We start from the raw sequence: 17,561 nt of genomic DNA, 5'->3' as shown, positions 1-17,561 counted from the left end.
CTTTAGTGGATTAATTCTTTATGTAAATTTATAAGTAGCTGATTAAATTCGGCAGAATTGATGTGGTGTGGGCTGACGATCAGTTTACGGTGCGGCGTTTCGATAAATGTTGCCTTAAACGCATCGAGAAAAGCCCGATCTGCTTCTGGATCCCAGAAATCCCCGCCAACGTTGTCCAGGGCAGAAAAACCGCCCATGGGGATAGCAAATCTGACTTCTCCCTCACATCGATTTAAACGCTCGGCAATCCATGTCCCCATCTTGCCGTTTTCCTCTGGTGTTGTGCGCATCAATGTTACTTGTGGGTTGTGCTGATAAAGCCGACGACCCCGATAGTGCTCGGGTACCGAAGATCGGGACCCAAAATTAACCATATCAAGTGCCCCGCAAGAGCCGATATACGGGATTTTAGAGCGGGCGATCGCGCCGAAGCGGTCATCACTACAGGCCAGAACGCCGCCAAATAAGAAGTCGCATACTTCGGTGGTGCTGATATCCAGTACGCTGTGTAATAAGTGGCTATCTGCCAGCTTTTCCATTGCCTTACCCCCGCTACCGGTGGCATGGAAAACCAGACAGTCATAATCGTTTTCTAATTTTTGTGTGATTTGCTGTACGCAGGGCGTGGTGACGCCGAACATCGTCAGACCAATGGCGGGTTTATCCGTGACGGCTTCGCTGTCGTCCTGATAGAACACCACCGCACCGGCAATCTGGTTAGCTGCGCTTTTTAATACTTTGCGGGAAATTCGGTTTAAGCCTGAAATATCGGTGACGGAGTTCATAATGGCGATATCGCTGGCACCGATATAACCGGACACGTCTCCGGATGCCATAGTTGACACCATCAGTTTGGGAACGCCAATTGGCAGGGCCTGCATGGCTGGCGTAATTAACGCGGTATTGCCAGACCCTCCTAAGCCGATTATCCCAAGCACATCTTCACGGCTTTTTAAGAACAGTTCAAAGGCGAGAGACATTGCGGTGATAGCTTTCCCTCTGTCACCACAAAAGACAGCACTTTCTCCCTCGGGGTGAAAGCGGGCCACGGTAGTTGCTGAAATATCCGCACCCCTTGCGGAGCTATCAGCCACTGTCGTCAGGTCAACGATAAGGGCATCGGCGCCTGTTTTTTTTATTAACGACTTAACGTAAAAAGCTTCCGTGCTTTTCGTGTCAAGAGTTGTTACGACGTATATGTAGCCATTGTCTTTGCTCACGTGTTCTCCTTAACTAAACTCACTTTTGTAACGAACGAGTATTTCAGATTCGGAAGAGTGAAATGCATTTGGTGTGACAACGATTGAGACTGCCGTCTCAAAAAATGTAGCAGTGATTGAGACGGTCGTCTCAAAAAAACTAGCATAAATGAGACGGTTGTCTCAAATAATTTTCAGTGTTAAAATTAACCACATGTTTTTAAAGGTAATTAATTTCTTAGCCGATCATGATTTTGCATTTCGCACCGCCTGGATGGGCGAGTGTTGATTTGCTATGTTTGTGTTACAACGGGTGTGGTTGGGAAAGTCATGATGTATGGAGAGGAAGCTTTGGAGCCATCTGTAACACGCAAGAAAACGTATGATTTGCTAATGAATAAGGCGTTATTTTTGTTTGAAAAAGGGGAGATCCCCTCCATTTCAAGACTAGCCACCGAAGCAGGTGTTTCACGGGCGACGGCTTACCGTTACTTCCCCACGCAAAGCGATCTTATTGCCGCTGCCGTTGGTGCGAGCCTGGAAACTATTCGGGAATGGAAACCCAAAAGCAATGATAAAGTCGGTGAGCGTATTGCCGAGTTGTTTGATTTCGCGTTCCCGGAAATGTTTCGCCATGAAGGTGCCTTGCGCGCTGCGCTGCTTGTTTCATTGCAGCAATGGGCGCTTGAGCGTCACTCCCCGGATAAAATGGAAAAAAAGCTGGTCCGTGGTAATCGTAAAGCGACGCTCGCTCGCGTAATGGAACCGGTGAAGGACAAATATTCCCCCGAGATGTATCGCAAAGTTATTGCCGCCTTTTCGTTATTGTACGGTTCGGAAGTCTTTCTGGTGATGAAAGATATCTGGGGCATGGACAATCAACAAGTCATTGATAACGTGCAATGGATGGCTAAAGCTATTATAAATCAAGCCAATAGCGAATCCTCCCATGAGGATCATGCCGGGTAAAACTGGTTTATCTCGCCGCCTGCCTTATAAGTAAGGGAGCAATAGCCCCCTTACTTAACCAAAATAACCCACCGTTAATTGAAGCGTATATAAAAATGCAATTCAGCCTCTCTAAAATATCAATTTAAAATAAGCATTATAATTTGCATTAAGGTTTGATTTTATTTTCTTCAGGTCTGGGTGCTTCTGTTAATTGATGCTAAGAATGATAAGCAAGCTTAGTTTTTTTTAAATGAAAATAATTGTCGTAGATTATAGAAGTGGCGTTTTGTGGTGATAAAATCTGTTTGTGAACTATGCTGAGATCAATGGCTATTTTATTTCAATAGCATAATTTTATTGCGTTTATCTCGATTCTTTCAACATAACGACAGGCCTTCAATATAAATTAAACTCTCTTAAGCTTTATGGGGAATACATTCTATGCGTGAGAATCACCCTGTAACACAGCAAGAACGCATTTTTGATAATGATGCGACGTTAATGTCTACAACAGATCCTGAGAGTTATATTAATTACGCTAATGATGCCTTTATTGAGGTGTCTGGTTTTTCGCTCAGTGAACTTGAGGGGCAACCGCATAATCTGGTTCGTCATCCTGATATGCCGCCGCACGCATTCGCAGATATGTGGTTTACCCTTAAGCAGGGAGAACCATGGAGCGGACTGGTAAAAAACCGCTGCAAAAATGGCGATCATTATTGGGTTCGCGCCAACGCAATCCCGATCATCCGCAAAGGGAATGTGAAGGGATATATGTCGGTACGCACCAGGCCTGATGCCGACGAAGTCGCCAGTGCAGAAACGCTGTATCGTCAGTTTCGTGAGAGCGGGACAAACAGTAAGCGCCTTTTCAAAGGGTTGATCATTCGTAAAGGATTTATGCGCTGGCGCTCGTTGTTTGTGACTATGCCATTACGCTGGCGGCTTCGATCGGCGTTAATGACGACCTTTTTATTGAGTATTCTCGTCGGGATGTTATGTCAGTTAGCGCCTGGACAAATGGGCATGTTTACCGGGGTGATGGCTGTCCTGCTTCTGGCGTTGATGGCATGGCTGGAAATGCAAATTGTGCGCCCCGTCGAGCGTTTGTGTCATCAGGCCCTGCAGGTGGCAACGGGGGAAACGCAGCAGGTTGAACAACCGAAACGCATCGACGAAGTCGGCGTTACTCTGCGGGCTATTGGCCAGCTTGGGCTGATGTTCCGATGGCTGATCAACGATGTCAGTAGTCAGGCCGTGAGCGTGCTGAATGCAGCGGATGCCTTATGTAAAGGAAACGATAGCCTGAGTCGCCAGACGGATCAGGCGGCGGCGAATGTGCAGCAAACAGCCGCGACAATGAACGAACTGGCGGCCACCGTAAAAAGCAATACCCTTACCGCTGCCGAAGCCAGTGCCTTATCGCAGGGGGCGCGTGAAGCGGCGGAGCAGGGCGGCAAAGTGATGAGCGGCATGATAGAAATGATGGGCAACATTGGCTCCAGCTCCGATCAAATCGCCAGTATTACCAGCATCATCGACAGTATCGCCTTCCAGACCAACATCCTCGCACTGAATGCCGCAGTGGAAGCCGCCCGCGCGGGGGAGCAGGGAAAAGGTTTCGCGGTGGTGGCCGGTGAAGTACGTATTCTCGCCCAGCGTAGCGCCAGCGCAGCCAGCGAAATCAAAGCGCTGATAGAGTCCAGCGTGACGCAGGTTCGCTCCGGTAGTCAATTGGCCGATGACGCAGGGAAAGCAATGCAGGAGATTGTCGGTAAGGTTAAACATGTCACCCAGTTGATCGAGCATATCAGTCAGGCGACATCTGAACAGGCGTCGGCAATAAGCCAAATGAGCCTGGCGGTAGAAGAGCTCGATAAACTCACCCACCAAAATGCCGACCGTGTTCAGGAGGGCGCAGAAGCGTCAGATCGGTTGAACAGTCAGGTGACACGCCTGGCGGAAGCCATTTCTGTATTCCGCTAATAACCACAATGTCGCCCCGTCAGGTGAGGCGGGGCTTTTAAACGCAAGATCAAAACTGGCACTCATCTGTCGAAATTAGCGTAACGAACGGGCCGCTGAGCGTTCTGTTGTGATGATCAGGATTGTGTTGCCGCATTAAACATTTCATACAGCGACGTTATAAAAATTTGCTAGCGCATTAACGGGATAAGTATTAAAGACCCAGGGAAACTCAGAGACGGAGAAGGTCATCTGCCGCAAGGGGCGCTATCCTTCTACGCCACCTTTGCGACAGAGGTCAGGCAAAGACTGCCAGGTGTTCCAGCAAAATGGAGCAGCCGATGCCGATCAGCACTATGCCACCCATCACTTCGGCCCACTTACCCATCGCGGCCCCCAGATAACGGCCCAGCAGCATCCCTGTCGTGGCCATAATGGTGGTGGCAAGACCTATCAGCAAGGCGGTGGTGACAATGTTCACCTCCAGAAAAGCCAGCCCCACGCCGACAGCCATAGCGTCCAGGCTGGTGGCGATAGCGGTGGTGACCAGTAACCAAAAGCCGTGCCGTCTGGGCGCATTTACCGGTTCCCGCCCGTCTTTTTTCATCCCCTCAACTACCATACGCACGCCGAGCAGCATCAGCAGAGCAAAGGCAATCCAGTGATCCCAGCGCATAACGTATTGGCTGGCGGCCAGGCCAATCCCCCAGCCAATCACCGGAGTGATGGCTTCGACCACGCCAAAGATGATGCCAGTGCGCAGCGCTTCTCTCAGCGGCGGGCGATAAAGTGCCGCCCCTTTACCGATGGATGCCGCGAAGGCATCCATAGACATCCCAAATGCCAGAATGAGGAGTGCGTAGAAACTCATGTGCGTACCTTTCAATACCCGTTTGTGTCGAAACGGGTCAAATGCATCAAATATCAGAGAGTGTCATGCTGCCATGTAAATATCATAAATGCAAAAAATATCTTATAAATCAACTATATATAGTATTGGCTATGTTTTATTGCACTGGCTATGTTTGGTTTTATCGTCGCAGAATGAAGGCGTTGCGCTGGGCTGACGTGACGTAAGCTCGTGGTGTCGTGCCGCTGCGTTTATGTGGATGCATTCGGGATATGAATGTTCCTTTCTTGCCTCCCGGCAAAAAACGTTGAACAATGCATGCAAGGTGATGGCGTTCCACCTTACCCAACCGCTTCCCAGCGAAGCTGATGACGCCTGGTATGACTCTTTTAATGGAGGCATGTCGGGCGCTTATCTTTTTCCCTCCTGCATGCCTCGGACACTTTTATTATTGTTGAGGAAAACATGCTGAAATCTCTCATGGCCGTCATTATCGGTGGTTCGGCTGGTTGCGTGATCCGCTGGCTGCTCTCAGTGCGCCTGAATGCGCTCTTTCCGAATCTACCGCCTGGCACGTTGCTGGTGAACCTGACTGGCGGGTTTATTATTGGCGGGGCGCTGGCGTTCTTTACGCGACAGCCACATCTGGATCCGACCTGGCGATTACTGATTACCACCGGGCTGTGCGGGGGAATGACCACGTTTTCAACATTTTCGCTGGAAATTTTTTCCCAGCTACAGGTAGGCAATTATCTGTGGGCCATCACGTCGGTGATGGTGCATGTGTTTGGCTCATTGTTGATGACCGCACTGGGCTTCTTTGTCATCAACATGCTGTAAAAAAGCCCGCAGGTTTACGCCTGCGGGCCTTGTATCAATCACTATGGGTTAACGCACCATGCAGGGACGTTTGTTGTCGAACGTCCAGCCGGGGATAAGGTACTGCATCCCCATTGCATCGTCGCGCGCGCCCAGACCGTGTTTCTGATACAGCTCGTGCGCCTTCATCACCTGATCCATATCCAGCTCCACGCCCAGACCCGGCGTTGTCGGCACCTGCACCATCCCGCCTTTAATCTCAAACGGCTCTCGGGTCAGACGCTGGTTGCCTTCCTGCCAGATCCAGTGGGTGTCGATGGCGGTGATTTTACCCGGCGCCGCTGCCGCCACATGGGTGAACATCGCCAGCGAGATGTCGAAGTGGTTGTTGGAGTGGGAGCCCCAGGTCAGGCCGAACTCGTGGCACATCTGCGCCACACGCACGGAGCCCTGCATGGTCCAGAAGTGCGGGTCCGCCAGCGGGATATCCACCGACTGCAGGGAGAGCGTGTGCCCCATCTGACGCCAGTCGGTGGCAATCATGTTGGTGGCGGTCGGCAGGCCGGTGGCACGGCGGAACTCCGCCATCACTTCACGCCCGGAGAAGCCCTGCTCCGCGCCACACGGGTCTTCCGCGTAGGCCAGCGAACCTTTCAGGTACTTACCGATGCTGATGGCTTCGTTCAGGGACCAGGCGCCGTTCGGGTCGAGGGTGACGCGGGCCTGCGGGAAGCGCTTCGCCAGGGCGACAATGGATTCCGCCTCTTCTTCACCGGCCAGCACGCCGCCTTTCAGTTTGAAGTCATTGAAGCCGTATTTTTCATACGCGGCTTCCGCCAGACGCACCACGGCATCCGGGGTCATCGCCTCGTCATGACGCAGGCGGTACCAGTCGCATTTGTCATCCGGCTGGCTCTGATAGGGCAGCGGCGTCGCCTTACGGTTGCCGACGAAGAACAGGTAGCCGAGCATTTCCACTTCGCTGCGCTGCTGGCCGTCACCGAGCAGGGAGGCGACGTTGACGCCCAGGTGTTTGCCCAGCAGGTCGAGCATGGCGGATTCAATGGCGGTAACCACGTGGATGGTGGTGCGCAGGTCAAAAGTCTGCAGACCCCGGCCCGCGGCGTCACGGTCAGCAAAGGCGCTGCGCACCTCATTGAGGACATTTTTGTAGGCGCCGAGGGTTTTGCCGACAATCAGCGGCGTCGCGTCTTCCAGAGTCTGGCGGATTTTTTCGCCGCCGGGGACTTCGCCGACGCCGGTGTTGCCGGCGTTGTCGGTGATGATAACGATGTTACGGGTGAAGAACGGCGCATGCGCACCGCTCAGGTTCATCAGCATGCTGTCATGCCCGGCGACCGGGATCACTTTGACGGATGTTACGACTGGAGTTGAAGACTGGCCTGACATAATTCCTCCTGCGGATAGATGGTAACCGAATACCGACGTCATAAACGGTCATCTGCCATGGATATAAAACGTGGCGCTGAATTGCGTGTTGCCAGGATTCTATGACTTTCATTCCAACAAAAACAGACTGACTGAGTGCTTTATTAATTCAATAATTGAATCAATAGAAATGAAGTAATTCTTTAATTATTAGATAGTTACATTGTTTTCAAACTATGTGGCGTCATTAAAATATGATCATGTGCAGGCAGGAAAAGAACTGAAAATGAACGTGGTTGAGGGGATAAAATTTGCCGCAAAACATCGGCACATTACCCAAATTATAGGTATTTTTATGCGCTTTTTCGCTGTGCTTTTGCCTGTTTTTATACCCTTGAATAAAGGTGTTTTTCTGTCATTTGTCCAGTTTAGCGCGACGGTATTCACGAAATAAAACGCCAAAGTAACATTTGCGTTAAAACAGGCGCTGGTGAGCCCCTCAGGTCATTCACAAATGGTCATAGATGCTTTGGGTTATCTTCTTGATGAAAATCTGAAAGCAGAGCTTTCCCGCCGTGTACATGGCCAAAATAGCAGGGCTTATAAAAGCTGCCATTTTGGAAAACAAATGCGAAAGGAGTCACGAATTTTTCGTTTTGGGAGGCTGGTTGCCCGGAAAGGTATACATGGGGAGCGGTAGTCTACCCGGTAATCCCTTTCACCTCGCGACTGCTACTGGCGAGCCTTATCTATTTCTTAGCGCTGTCCGTCGATTTGATCTTTTCGATAGCAGTAATATTTTCTGACATCGCCTCGTTAAGAACTTCAACCGCCGTGGTGGCATCGCGGTTTTTGATCGACATATAAACTTTGATATGGGCTTCCACACTTTCTAGAGTGATCCCCAGCGCACGGTTAAGCTCTTCAAGATAGTAGTAATAGATATCTTTAATAGAGTTCATCACGTTATAAAACACGCTGTTGTGTGATGCCCTGACAATCGCAAGATGGAACTCGTAGTCCGCTGCCGAGTACTTTTTGTAGTCGCCCTTGTTGATCAGCATATTATTAAGCGCTTCTTCAAGCTGGCGGATGTCGTCATCAGTCGCGTGTGTGACCGCGAGCTCCACGCATTTGAACTCCACGGTCTGACGGAAAATCATCATATCGTGAAACTCTTCGCGGCTGAGGTGCATGATTGGGCGCGGATCGTTACTCAACATTTGCGGGGTGAAATTTTCGCTCACGTAACTGCCACTGCCCTGGCGTGTCACCACAATCCCAAGATCGCGAAAGCGCTGAACCGCGCTGCGTACGCTGACCCGGCTGACATTAAATGAAGTGGTCAGCTCCGCTTCTGAAGGCAAACGGCTACCCGGTGCCCAACTGCCATCCAGCAGTTTTGCGCTTATCTGATCATAAATTTCATTTACAACATTCTGTTTTTGAATGGATTTTATGCTCAAGATGGGTATCCGCAGTCAGTTTAGAAACGTCATACTTTATATCATTTTTAAAATCAAAGCGCCCAGGCGGGCGCCCGATCTTAACAAGTTTGTACTTTTGCTTGCGCGGATTCTTTTGTGCTAAACGAGGTGAGTGAGGTGAGCAACACCGCCACTACCAGTGAGGCTCCCATAAAGACATAAGAAGCACCAGGTCCGCCTGTTAAGCCATTCAGATAACCAACAATCCATGAGCCGACGAATGAGCCCAGAGCGCCGAAACTAACGATAAATGCCATCGCGCCTGCCATCACATTACGTGGGATCATTTCCGGTATTGCGGCAAAGAACGGTCCGTAAGGGGTATACATCGCGCCACCGGCAACCATCAACAAGACATACGAGAGCCAGAAATTGGATGCCCCAACAGTAAACGATCCAATAAAGCAGATTGCGCCCAATCCTAAAAACAGAAGAACAATGATTTTACGGTTCAGAAATTTATCTGAATACCAGGATGCACTCAGCATAAGTGGCACAGCTAATAAGTAAGGGGCTGCGGATAGCCAGCCTGTTGCTACGATGCTCAATCCAGATGCTGATTTCAAAATAGAGGGTAGCCACATAATGAAACCATACATCCCAATATTCCAGAAGAAATGAATAAAGGAGAGTGATAAGACTTTGCCAGAACGAAATGCTTCGCTGTAGTTTTTAATTTCTTTAATATTGGTTTGTTCTGCTGCTAGTGCCGCTTCAATATCTTCTTTTTCTTGCTCTGTTAACCATTTAGCATCCGTGGGGCGGTCAACAAAGATAAACCACCAGATAGCCGCCCAGATGATAGCTGGGACGCCTTCGATAATAAACATACCGCGCCAGCCAAAAGCATCCACGAGATAGCCTGACAGCACTGACATCCAGAGTACGGTGATGGGGTTGCCAAGAAAAAGGAATGTGTTGGCTTTTGACCTTTCTTTCTTAGTAAACCAATGGCTTAAGAATACAAGCATGGCAGGCATCACAACACTTTCAGCCACGCCAAGCAGGAAGCGAATGACTGCCAGGACCTTAACGTCGTGGACCATACCGGTCGCTGTTGCTAATATTCCCCACAGGATTAAGCTCCAAAAAATAAGCTTCTTGGCACTTCTTTTTTCAGCGTAAATACCTCCCGGTACCTGAAAGAAAAAATACCCAAGGAAGAACAGTGCACCGAGTAAAGAGGAGATCCCAGGTGTGATATTGAGATCCTCAGCCAGACCGGAAGCTGCGCCAAATCCATAGTTAGCTCGATCGAGATAGGCAAGACTATAGGTAATAAATGCCAGCGGAATTAATTTACGCCAGCGAATCGGTGCTAACTTTTTTTGTATGTTTTGAATCATGATATTTTCCCGTTTAATTACTGCCGTTCGCTTAACGAATGGCAGTAGATGTTAATTACAACACTGCGAGCCAACCACCATCGACGTAAATAATTTGCCCGTTGATATAATCTGATGCTTTGGATGATAAGAAGACGGCGGTGCCGATGAGCTCTTCCGGACGCCCCCAACGCTGAGAAGGGTTGCTGCTTTTCACCCAACTGTCGAACTGCTTGTCTTCGATAAGCGCGGTGTTCATGTCGGTAAGGATATAGCCGGGCCCAATGGCATTGGTCTGGATATTAAACTGCGCCCATTCTGCGGCCATCGAGCAGGTGAGCATTTTGATGCCACCTTTTGCCGCCGTGTACGGGGCAACGGTAGGGCGGGCCGCCTGGCTGGTGAGCGAACCGATATTAATGATTTTACCGCCGCTGTTGCGCGCAATCATCCGTTTTGCTGCTGCGCGGGAGACCAGAAAAGCGCTGGTGAGGTTGGTGTCGATCACCTTTTGCCAGTTTTCCAGTTCCAGTTCGACCATCGGTTTGCGGTACTGAATACCGGCATTATTGATCAGGATATCAACGCTGATCCCTTCTGCATCGAGCTTGCTAAAAGCCGCCTCAATGGCCTGTTCATCGGTGACGTCGAAAGCCACACCGTGTGCGTCGTAGCCTTTGCTTGTCAGCGTATCCACGGATTCGGCAAGCAGCGTGTCGCGAATATCATTGAGGATAACCCGCGCGCCCGCAGCGGCAAGGCCCTCTGCGTAGGCAAAGCCCAGTCCACGCGCAGAGCCCGTTACCAGTGCCGTTTTCCCGGTTAAATCAAATAAAGCGGTCATGTTGTTTCCTCTCTCGTTTAATTTGTATGACGACTATCTTTTTAGAGGTTGAATTTTCACCCTGATAAAATCAACAGTTCACCTATAAATTTGCAACAAGGATCACAAACAGTTCCGAATGACGATCGTTTAAATGATATTAAGTGATTGAATTTAAATTATTTGTTTGTATTCTGCTAAATGCGATTTGATCGCTGTCACAGAATGGAACTCACAATGTTCCTCTGTAAAAGAAGCGTGATATAACAATGCCAAGTTGTAGGACAACTTACAAATATGCGTCATGTCATCCACAACGGTATGACATGCGGTAAATTCGCTGAGTTGAGGAGTGAAAGTGAGTAATCTGAAAATCACCAACGTGAAAACGATTCTGACGGCGCCAGGTGGCATTGATTTGGCGGTTGTTAAGGTTGAGACCAACGAGCCGGGGCTATATGGGTTGGGATGTGCAACATTTACCCAACGTATCTTCGCGGTAAAAAGCGCGATCGATGAGTACATGGCGCCATTCCTGATTGGCAAAGATCCAACGCGTATTGAGGATATCTGGCAATCGGGCGCGGTGAGCGGCTACTGGCGTAATGGCCCTGTCATGAACAATGCGTTGTCCGGTGTGGACATGGCGTTGTGGGATATCAAAGGTAAGCTGGCTGGGATGCCGGTTTATGATCTGCTGGGCGGAAAATGCCGTGATGGGATCCCACTGTATTGTCACACCGACGGTGGCGATGAAGTGGAAGTGGAGGATAACATCCGCGCCAGAATGGAAGAGGGCTATCAGTATGTTCGCTGCCAGATGGGGATGTATGGCGGCGCGGGGACCGATGACCTCAAACTGATCGCCACGCAATTGGCTCGCGCGAAGAACATTCAGCCGAAGCGTTCTCCGCGCAGCAAAACGCCCGGTATCTATTTTGATCCGGATGCCTACGCGAAAAGCGTTCCACGTCTGTTCGACCACCTGCGTAACAAGCTCGGTTTTGGTATCGAATTTATTCATGACGTGCATGAGCGCGTGACCCCGGTGACCGCCATTAATCTGGCCAAAACGCTCGAACAGTATCAGCTCTTTTATCTTGAAGATCCGGTGGCGCCGGAAAACATTGACTGGCTGAAAATGCTGCGTCAGCAGTCTTCTACCCCCATTTCCATGGGTGAGTTGTTTGTGAATGTGAATGAGTGGAAGCCGCTTATCGATAACAAACTGATCGATTACATTCGCTGCCACGTGAGCACCATCGGCGGCATTACGCCAGCGAAGAAGCTCGCCGTCTACAGTGAACTGAACGGTGTGCGTACCGCATGGCATGGGCCGGGCGACATTTCTCCGGTCGGGGTTTGCGCCAACATGCACCTTGATTTGAGCTCGCCGAACTTTGGTATTCAGGAATACACCCCCATGAACGACGCGTTGCGTGATGTCTTCCCGGGATGTCCGGAGATCGATCACGGCTATGCCTACCTGAACGACAAGCCGGGTCTGGGTATCGACATTGACGAAGCCAAAGCGGCGAAATATCCATGCGAGGGGGGAATACCTTCCTGGACGATGGCGCGTACCCCTGACGGTACGTCCTCAAGACCGTAAATGACAGCCGCCCGGCACACACTGTCGGGCTTAATACCCTCTCCTGGCTGCTGTCCCTGTCCATCAGTTCTATAAACTGTGCTTGAGGTCCGGCACTTTCTCCATCACATTTCCTTTATCATTATTCCCGACATGGGAATTTTCTTACGCCACCTTTTTAAAATAAGTCCTTCAATCTCCCTTGTTTGCCTATTAAAAACGGAATAATCGCCACTTTAATAAACGCCGTATATAAATAGAAGAAACTTAGATCGATTTTATCAATAATTGATCAGTATTTAAGCTTTTGCTTTTATTGGTTTTTATTCGTGTTTTAGGAAAATGAGCATGGATCATTACGCAATTATTATCTATTTTATATAAAACACTAAAGAAATTCCCGGGCAGGTCGATGAATATAAGAATGACCACGGATAATTACACCCGGTATCGAGGAAACGATGAAAGCTGAACCGCAAAGTCAAGGCCACCCTTTACATCTGGATCCGCTATCCGATGAAAATGTCCTGGTTCCGCCATTTGTAAAAACTATTGCGGTGCGGCTGTCCTGGGTAGCCGCTGGCGATGAGAGCGAGCTCTATCAACTTTTATCACGGCCTTATTATCAGGATGAGGTCAGCACTGAACATTTTGCCCGGCTTAGCGCACGTCTGCCGTTTATCGCTTCGCAGCAGGCACCCTTAGCGGTTGCGGATTACACCATTCTGTTGGTGACGGTCTGGTTAAATATTGAAGAGTTGTACCATCGCGGAGTGGTATTGCCGGAGCAGATTATGCAGGGGCTAATGGAAAAAGCGACAACCATGCGGGCGCATGATTGTCGCGAAGAGAATCGGGAACACGGCGATATGTGTCAGCATCCATAATGCTGAGTTCTGCTACGCCATCACATTGAAATCGATAAAGTAGCGTTCCATATATCGTGCAATTGCGTTGCGCAGTATTTCGTATTTCTTACGCATCGGATCGCTGCGATGAAAAATCAGCACCACTTTGCGTTTTGGTTCCGGCGCGATACAGCGCAGATATTTAATGTTCTCATTATTACCATGCTGGGTGGACAGCAGCGGGAAGAAGGAGACGCCGCGGTTGAATGCCACACCGCGACGTAATGTCTCCAGGTGCATTGCCACGAAGCGCGTATCGGGTTCCAGCTCAAACTGATAGCAATAACGCAGCACCTGGCTGTGCAGGCAGTTGCCATCATCGATCATCAGAATTTTACTGTTTTTCAGATGCCCCATATTAATATCATTAAGACGCGCCCAGGGGTGTTGGTGGCTGACGCCGAGCATTAAAGGCTCATCAAATAAAGGCAGTTCCACGTATTTGCTGGTGTCTTTATTGGACGTCATGATGGCGCATTTTATGGCGTCTGACTCCAGCATATTCAGCAATTGGTTGGTTTGCGCCTCATGAATTTCCAGTTCGATCTCCGGGAAATTCTCGTGGCACACGGCGTTCATGTGGGAAAACATGTAAGGCGCCAGGGTTGGAATAATGCCGATATCCAGCGTTTGCGACAGACTCTGGTGATAGCTGCTGCTGGCCATATTTTTCAGCGCTTCAATTTCCCGGAGTACGACCTGGGTCTGTTCGACCAGGCGCAATCCCGTCTGCGTGAAGCGGATTTTTCGGGTGGTGCGCTCCAGCAGTTGCAGGCCCAGTTCGTTTTCAAGCTTACGCAATTGGGCACTTAACGTCGGCTGGCTGACATTACATGCTTCCGCTGCGCGCTGAAAATGGCGGTATTTTGCCAGTGCGACAAGATATTCAAGGTTACGGATGTTCATTGATTTCCCCGGCCCGCAGATTCCCACTCTGTTGTGGACGTACAAACACCCCTGTGATTTGCATATGACATCTTATTATTTTCAACTTTGCCATTAAGTCTCTCCCTCATGCCTGCACATGAGATGTGATTGTTTTTTATTATTCGTTAGCGGTTGGCCTTTGTCTTGCCACCCGGATCGCCACACAACGCATCGACCAGCACAGGCGCTTTCCTGGTCGATAAGTGTTTATTCTTTGAGGCGTCCTGCCAGAATCTAATGCTGCCCTCGTGCCTGTCGCGAGGGAGTGCGGCAAATTGCCAAAACAGGTTTAATACCCTTTTAATGACGCGGCGAATAACGAAAGCATATGCAGAGCGGATAAATAATAACCTTCTCCCGGATGCAGGGATTTATCCATTCGTTGATAATCGCCCATCGTTAAATCACGCACCGCCAGAATACCACCGGACATGTCATAATTCGCCTGCATGTCGCCGGAAACATCCACCCAGGCGGGGGTAGCGTTGCGGCTGTAATTCGCCCAGAAATGCCGAAAGTTGTCCATTGAGTGCGGCTGTGTCTCGCTCAAACTTAAATAAAGCGGGATACGGATGGCATCATAACTGAATCGGGCGGGCCAGTTATCGGCAGGCTCGACTTCACCACCATTTTTGACAAAAATCCAGTCGCTGGGTAACTGAGTTTTTCCAAAGCGGGCTTTGTCGAGTAATGCAACGCTCGATTTACTGAGTTTTAACCAAATATCATTGTGTCGTTGCTGCCAGAAACTTTCCCACGCCGGAAAGATAAAATATGAAGGATTAATCACGTAACCCTCATCGCGGGTGAACCCTGATAAGCCAGGCAAAAGTAATGTCTGGTTGTCCTGCTCAATAATCAGGCAGTTGATCAGTGCGTCCTGAATATTCTCCGATGCGGTGAGATAACTTTGGTCATGCCATTTTTTCCCGGCCAGTAATAATGCCCATGCGATTAATGTATCGCCATCGCTGGCGTTATTTTCATCGGTCACTCGCTTTTCGATGGGGTCATAGCGCCAGGCGAAAAGCCAAAGCGACGGTCGAAGCAGCGTGTTGCGCGTCCAGCGCCACACTTGTTCGAACGTCGCCGGGTCGTTATTCATTACCGCCAGTAACATGCCATAACCCTGCCCCTCAGAGTGGCTGATATCCCCATTCTCATGATCAACAATGCGGCCATCTTCGTTGAGATAATTATGCTTAAACAGCGTCCAGTTATTATCCTGCGCCTGTGTTGAGAATGACATAATGGCTAATGAAAGGGATAAACAGGTCATTAACCAGGCAGTTCTTAACATGAGATTTCCTGTTATTGAATGAGGCTACCCGTGAAAGAAAAGATCTACGGCGTTACCGGTTGTGGAACGAATTACAGTGCGGCTTCGGCCTCAGCGCGGGCCAGCACAAGCTCATCACGCAGCCAGTGGCGGAAAGTTTCGCCGGTCGCGCCATGTCGCAAACCGTACTCAACAAAGGCTTTCATGTAGCCAATTTTATCGCCACAGTCATGGGATTTACCGGTCAGGCAGTAAGCTTCAACCGGGGATTGCTCAAGCAGCATGGCAATAGCATCGGTTAACTGAATTTCACCGCCTGCCCCGACAGGAGTTTTGTGCAACAGCGGCCAGATAGCCTTCGACAACACATAGCGCCCCACAACGGCCATATCCGACGGCGCATCCGCCACTTTAGGTTTCTCCACCATGCCACGCACAAGGCCAAAGCCACCTTCTGGCAGGTTGTAACCGCCACAGTCGACCACGCCATAACGCGAGACATCTTCATGTGCCACGCGCTCAATCATTAGCTGGCTCGCGCCGGTGCTGGTGAAGCGGTTGATCATCGCGGCAAGATTGTCCTGTGCGATGTTGCACCGGCTGTCGTCAATGAGCACATCCGGCAGGACCACGATAAAATCGTTGTCGCCTACCAGCGATTCAGCACACAGCACGGCGTGACCCAGACCTTTCGAATGCCCCTGACGGACATGCATAATCTTCATACCTGCCGGGCAAATGGTTCTTACTTCTTCCAGCAGTTGGTTTTTCACACGTGATTCCAGAAGAGACTCCAGCTCAAAGGAGGTATCAAAATGGTTTTCGATAGCATTCTTTGAGGAGTGGGTCACCAGCACGATTTCCCGGACACCGCTGGCATAACACTCCTGCACGATATACTGGATCAGTGGCTTATCCACCACGGGTAACATCTCTTTGGGGATAGCTTTGGTGGCGGGCAGCATACGCGTACCGAGGCCTGCGACCGGGATGACAGCCTTTAACATTCTTATTTCCTCTGGAGACAAACTCTGTTTTTGTGTGAACTTAAATATCAGCACTCGAGGGTACTGATAATTCCGCCAGGCTCGGTTACTCCGGTCACCTGATAATTAATAAAATCGTCTCCGCCTTGTGCTTTAACTTTATAAAGCGCGGTGTCGGCGGCTTTTAATACCGATGAAAAATTTGGCCCATGTTCGGGATATCTGGCTACGCCAATACTGACCGATAACCCGACCGGCTGAGCCTGAGAGGTTATGGTCATGGGCTGGCGAGTTTCCTCGACAATGTGCTGTAATAATTGTCGTCCGTCGGGCTCATCAATACCTTCGATAAAGGTCAGGGCAAATTCATCCCCCCCAAGACGACCTAACAGGGTATCTTGCGAAATACAGTTTTTCACCCGGCTAATAAAACAGCGCAGCACCTCATCGCCGGCAGCATGTCCCAGATCGTCATTGATATTTTTGAAGTTATCCAGATCAAGAATCGCCACGAATGTGTGGGCGCCATGCGCTCTGGCAGCACGGATTTTTTTGCGGCTACGGATAAAATAGCCTTGTCGATTCAACGTCCTGGTCAGGGCGTCATTGTGCGCGCGATAGTGTAACTTCTCGCGTATGGTCATATGCCGCGTAATATCAAAGCCCAGCATCACGAAGGCGAACACTTCGCCCTGTTCATCTTTGCGCGGCGTTAATCGGGCATCAATCCACAGTTGTTCGCCATTCTTTGTTGGCTGATAAATTTCACCGTGCCAGGTTTCACCAGTAAGCAGGATAATATTTATCGCCGTGAGTACTGACGAGGATGATGCTTCATCCGTGGCCTGGAATAATACTTTGCCCTTAATTTCATCGCTGCTAAAACCGCTTAACTGGCAGAAATAGCGATTGGCAAAAATAATACGCCCGGCGGTATCAAAGACCAGTGAAACAAAGGCATTTTCCTCCATAAAGTGAACATCTTCGAGCTCGAGTTTTTTTCCAGCAACAATAATTTCATTCAACATAATGGTCACCTGACTGTCTCTGTTCAGGATGGAA

General features: G+C 49.7%; 15 protein-coding genes and 1 riboswitch. Of the genes, 5 read left to right on the top strand and 10 right to left on the bottom strand.

All coding sequences use genetic code 11. From position 1 onward, the window contains the following. Positions 1 to 2 precede the first annotated feature (2 nt). Positions 3 to 1,220: a Tm-1-like ATP-binding domain-containing protein gene (locus ABIB59_RS12515; RefSeq protein WP_071196025.1), complete on the bottom strand. Its 1,218-nt coding sequence runs from the start codon at positions 1,218 to 1,220 to the stop codon at positions 3 to 5. Positions 1,221 to 1,529: 309 nt separating this feature from the next. Here ABIB59_RS12515 and ABIB59_RS12510 point away from each other — a divergent pair, with 309 nt between their 5' ends. Both ABIB59_RS12510 and ABIB59_RS12505 read left to right on the top strand, forming a co-directional pair. Then, a complete protein-coding gene (locus ABIB59_RS12510) occupies positions 1,530 to 2,168 on the top strand; it encodes a TetR/AcrR family transcriptional regulator (protein WP_354035909.1) in 639 nt (212 codons plus the stop codon). A 423-nt stretch (positions 2,169 to 2,591) separates the two neighbouring features. Next, positions 2,592 to 4,136 (top strand): methyl-accepting chemotaxis protein, encoded by a 1,545-nt coding sequence (locus ABIB59_RS12505; RefSeq protein ID WP_039077960.1) that lies wholly within the window; start codon positions 2,592 to 2,594, stop codon positions 4,134 to 4,136. A gap of 277 nt (positions 4,137 to 4,413) precedes the next feature. Here the strand turns inward: ABIB59_RS12505 and mntP are convergent, their stop codons facing one another. Further along, complete coding sequence (gene mntP / locus ABIB59_RS12500) at positions 4,414 to 4,986, bottom strand: manganese efflux pump MntP (protein ID WP_354035644.1); 573 nt, start codon at positions 4,984 to 4,986, stop codon at positions 4,414 to 4,416. A gap of 294 nt (positions 4,987 to 5,280) precedes the next feature. Continuing rightward, positions 5,281 to 5,350: riboswitch (Fluoride riboswitch) on the top strand. An 80-nt stretch (positions 5,351 to 5,430) separates the two neighbouring features. Between mntP and crcB the strand changes: the two genes are divergently transcribed. Continuing rightward, a complete protein-coding gene (crcB, locus tag ABIB59_RS12495) occupies positions 5,431 to 5,805 on the top strand; it encodes a fluoride efflux transporter CrcB (protein WP_354035642.1) in 375 nt (124 codons plus the stop codon). Between the two features lie 48 nt (positions 5,806 to 5,853). Here the strand turns inward: crcB and gudD are convergent, their stop codons facing one another. From gudD to ABIB59_RS12475, 4 genes are all read right to left on the bottom strand, one after another. Then, entirely contained in the window at positions 5,854 to 7,194 is a 1,341-nt protein-coding gene (gene gudD, locus ABIB59_RS12490; RefSeq protein ID WP_165158028.1) for a glucarate dehydratase, read from the bottom strand. A gap of 728 nt (positions 7,195 to 7,922) precedes the next feature. Further along, positions 7,923 to 8,639: a FadR/GntR family transcriptional regulator gene (locus ABIB59_RS12485; RefSeq protein ID WP_039077150.1), complete on the bottom strand. Its 717-nt coding sequence runs from the start codon at positions 8,637 to 8,639 to the stop codon at positions 7,923 to 7,925. An 80-nt stretch (positions 8,640 to 8,719) separates the two neighbouring features. Continuing rightward, a complete protein-coding gene (locus tag ABIB59_RS12480) occupies positions 8,720 to 10,006 on the bottom strand; it encodes an MFS transporter (protein ID WP_108700680.1) in 1,287 nt (428 codons plus the stop codon). 55 nt (positions 10,007 to 10,061) lie between these two features. After that, on the bottom strand, positions 10,062 to 10,829 hold the full coding sequence (locus tag ABIB59_RS12475) for an SDR family oxidoreductase (protein ID WP_039077148.1): 768 nt from the start codon (positions 10,827 to 10,829) through the stop codon (positions 10,062 to 10,064). Positions 10,830 to 11,166: 337 nt separating this feature from the next. Between ABIB59_RS12475 and ABIB59_RS12470 the strand changes: the two genes are divergently transcribed. Together ABIB59_RS12470 and ABIB59_RS12465 are read left to right on the top strand one after the other, a co-directional pair. After that, positions 11,167 to 12,420 (top strand): enolase C-terminal domain-like protein, encoded by a 1,254-nt coding sequence (locus ABIB59_RS12470; protein WP_039077147.1) that lies wholly within the window; start codon positions 11,167 to 11,169, stop codon positions 12,418 to 12,420. A 440-nt stretch (positions 12,421 to 12,860) separates the two neighbouring features. Beyond that, positions 12,861 to 13,286, top strand: coding sequence for a hypothetical protein (locus ABIB59_RS12465; protein WP_079498532.1), 426 nt, complete (start codon positions 12,861 to 12,863; stop codon positions 13,284 to 13,286). Positions 13,287 to 13,298: 12 nt separating this feature from the next. On the opposite strand, the gene oxyR is transcribed toward ABIB59_RS12465, so the two are convergent. From oxyR to ABIB59_RS12445, 4 genes are all read right to left on the bottom strand, one after another. Next, a complete protein-coding gene (gene oxyR / locus ABIB59_RS12460; protein WP_039077145.1) occupies positions 13,299 to 14,213 on the bottom strand; it encodes a DNA-binding transcriptional regulator OxyR in 915 nt (304 codons plus the stop codon). 310 nt (positions 14,214 to 14,523) lie between these two features. Then, complete coding sequence (locus tag ABIB59_RS12455; RefSeq protein ID WP_354035638.1) at positions 14,524 to 15,534, bottom strand: family 8 glycosyl hydrolase; 1,011 nt, start codon at positions 15,532 to 15,534, stop codon at positions 14,524 to 14,526. A gap of 71 nt (positions 15,535 to 15,605) precedes the next feature. After that, positions 15,606 to 16,526 carry a UTP--glucose-1-phosphate uridylyltransferase GalU gene (gene galU / locus ABIB59_RS12450; protein WP_354035908.1) on the bottom strand — a complete coding sequence of 307 codons (921 nt, stop codon included), beginning with the start codon at positions 16,524 to 16,526 and terminating at the stop codon, positions 15,606 to 15,608. A gap of 41 nt (positions 16,527 to 16,567) precedes the next feature. Then, positions 16,568 to 17,527, bottom strand: coding sequence for a GGDEF domain-containing protein (locus ABIB59_RS12445; RefSeq protein ID WP_317078224.1), 960 nt, complete (start codon positions 17,525 to 17,527; stop codon positions 16,568 to 16,570). Between the last annotated feature and the right edge of the window lie 34 nt (positions 17,528 to 17,561).

Origin of the sequence: Citrobacter sp. UYEF32 (assembly GCF_040546205.1) — a bacterium.
GTDB classification, from domain to species: Bacteria; Pseudomonadota; Gammaproteobacteria; order Enterobacterales; family Enterobacteriaceae; genus Phytobacter; species Phytobacter diazotrophicus.
Note: the sequence above shows the minus strand (reverse complement) of the source record. Positions and strands in the feature narration are given on the sequence as shown.

What these genes read in the sequence shown, in the direction of transcription:
- crcB (WP_354035642.1), top strand. Translation starts at nt 5,431, where the DNA reads ATGCTGAAATCTCTCATGGCCGTCATTATCGGTGGTTCGGCTGGTTGC.
- gudD (WP_165158028.1), bottom strand. Translation starts at nt 7,194, where the DNA reads ATGTCAGGCCAGTCTTCAACTCCAGTCGTAACATCCGTCAAAGTGATC.
- ABIB59_RS12465 (WP_079498532.1), top strand. Translation starts at nt 12,861, where the DNA reads ATGAAAGCTGAACCGCAAAGTCAAGGCCACCCTTTACATCTGGATCCG.
- ABIB59_RS12455 (WP_354035638.1), bottom strand. Translation starts at nt 15,534, where the DNA reads ATGTTAAGAACTGCCTGGTTAATGACCTGTTTATCCCTTTCATTAGCC.
- mntP (WP_354035644.1), bottom strand. Translation starts at nt 4,986, where the DNA reads ATGAGTTTCTACGCACTCCTCATTCTGGCATTTGGGATGTCTATGGAT.
- oxyR (WP_039077145.1), bottom strand. Translation starts at nt 14,213, where the DNA reads ATGAACATCCGTAACCTTGAATATCTTGTCGCACTGGCAAAATACCGC.
- ABIB59_RS12445 (WP_317078224.1), bottom strand. Translation starts at nt 17,527, where the DNA reads ATGTTGAATGAAATTATTGTTGCTGGAAAAAAACTCGAGCTCGAAGAT.
- ABIB59_RS12505 (WP_039077960.1), top strand. Translation starts at nt 2,592, where the DNA reads ATGCGTGAGAATCACCCTGTAACACAGCAAGAACGCATTTTTGATAAT.
- ABIB59_RS12480 (WP_108700680.1), bottom strand. Translation starts at nt 10,006, where the DNA reads ATGATTCAAAACATACAAAAAAAGTTAGCACCGATTCGCTGGCGTAAA.
- ABIB59_RS12510 (WP_354035909.1), top strand. Translation starts at nt 1,530, where the DNA reads ATGATGTATGGAGAGGAAGCTTTGGAGCCATCTGTAACACGCAAGAAA.
- ABIB59_RS12475 (WP_039077148.1), bottom strand. Translation starts at nt 10,829, where the DNA reads ATGACCGCTTTATTTGATTTAACCGGGAAAACGGCACTGGTAACGGGC.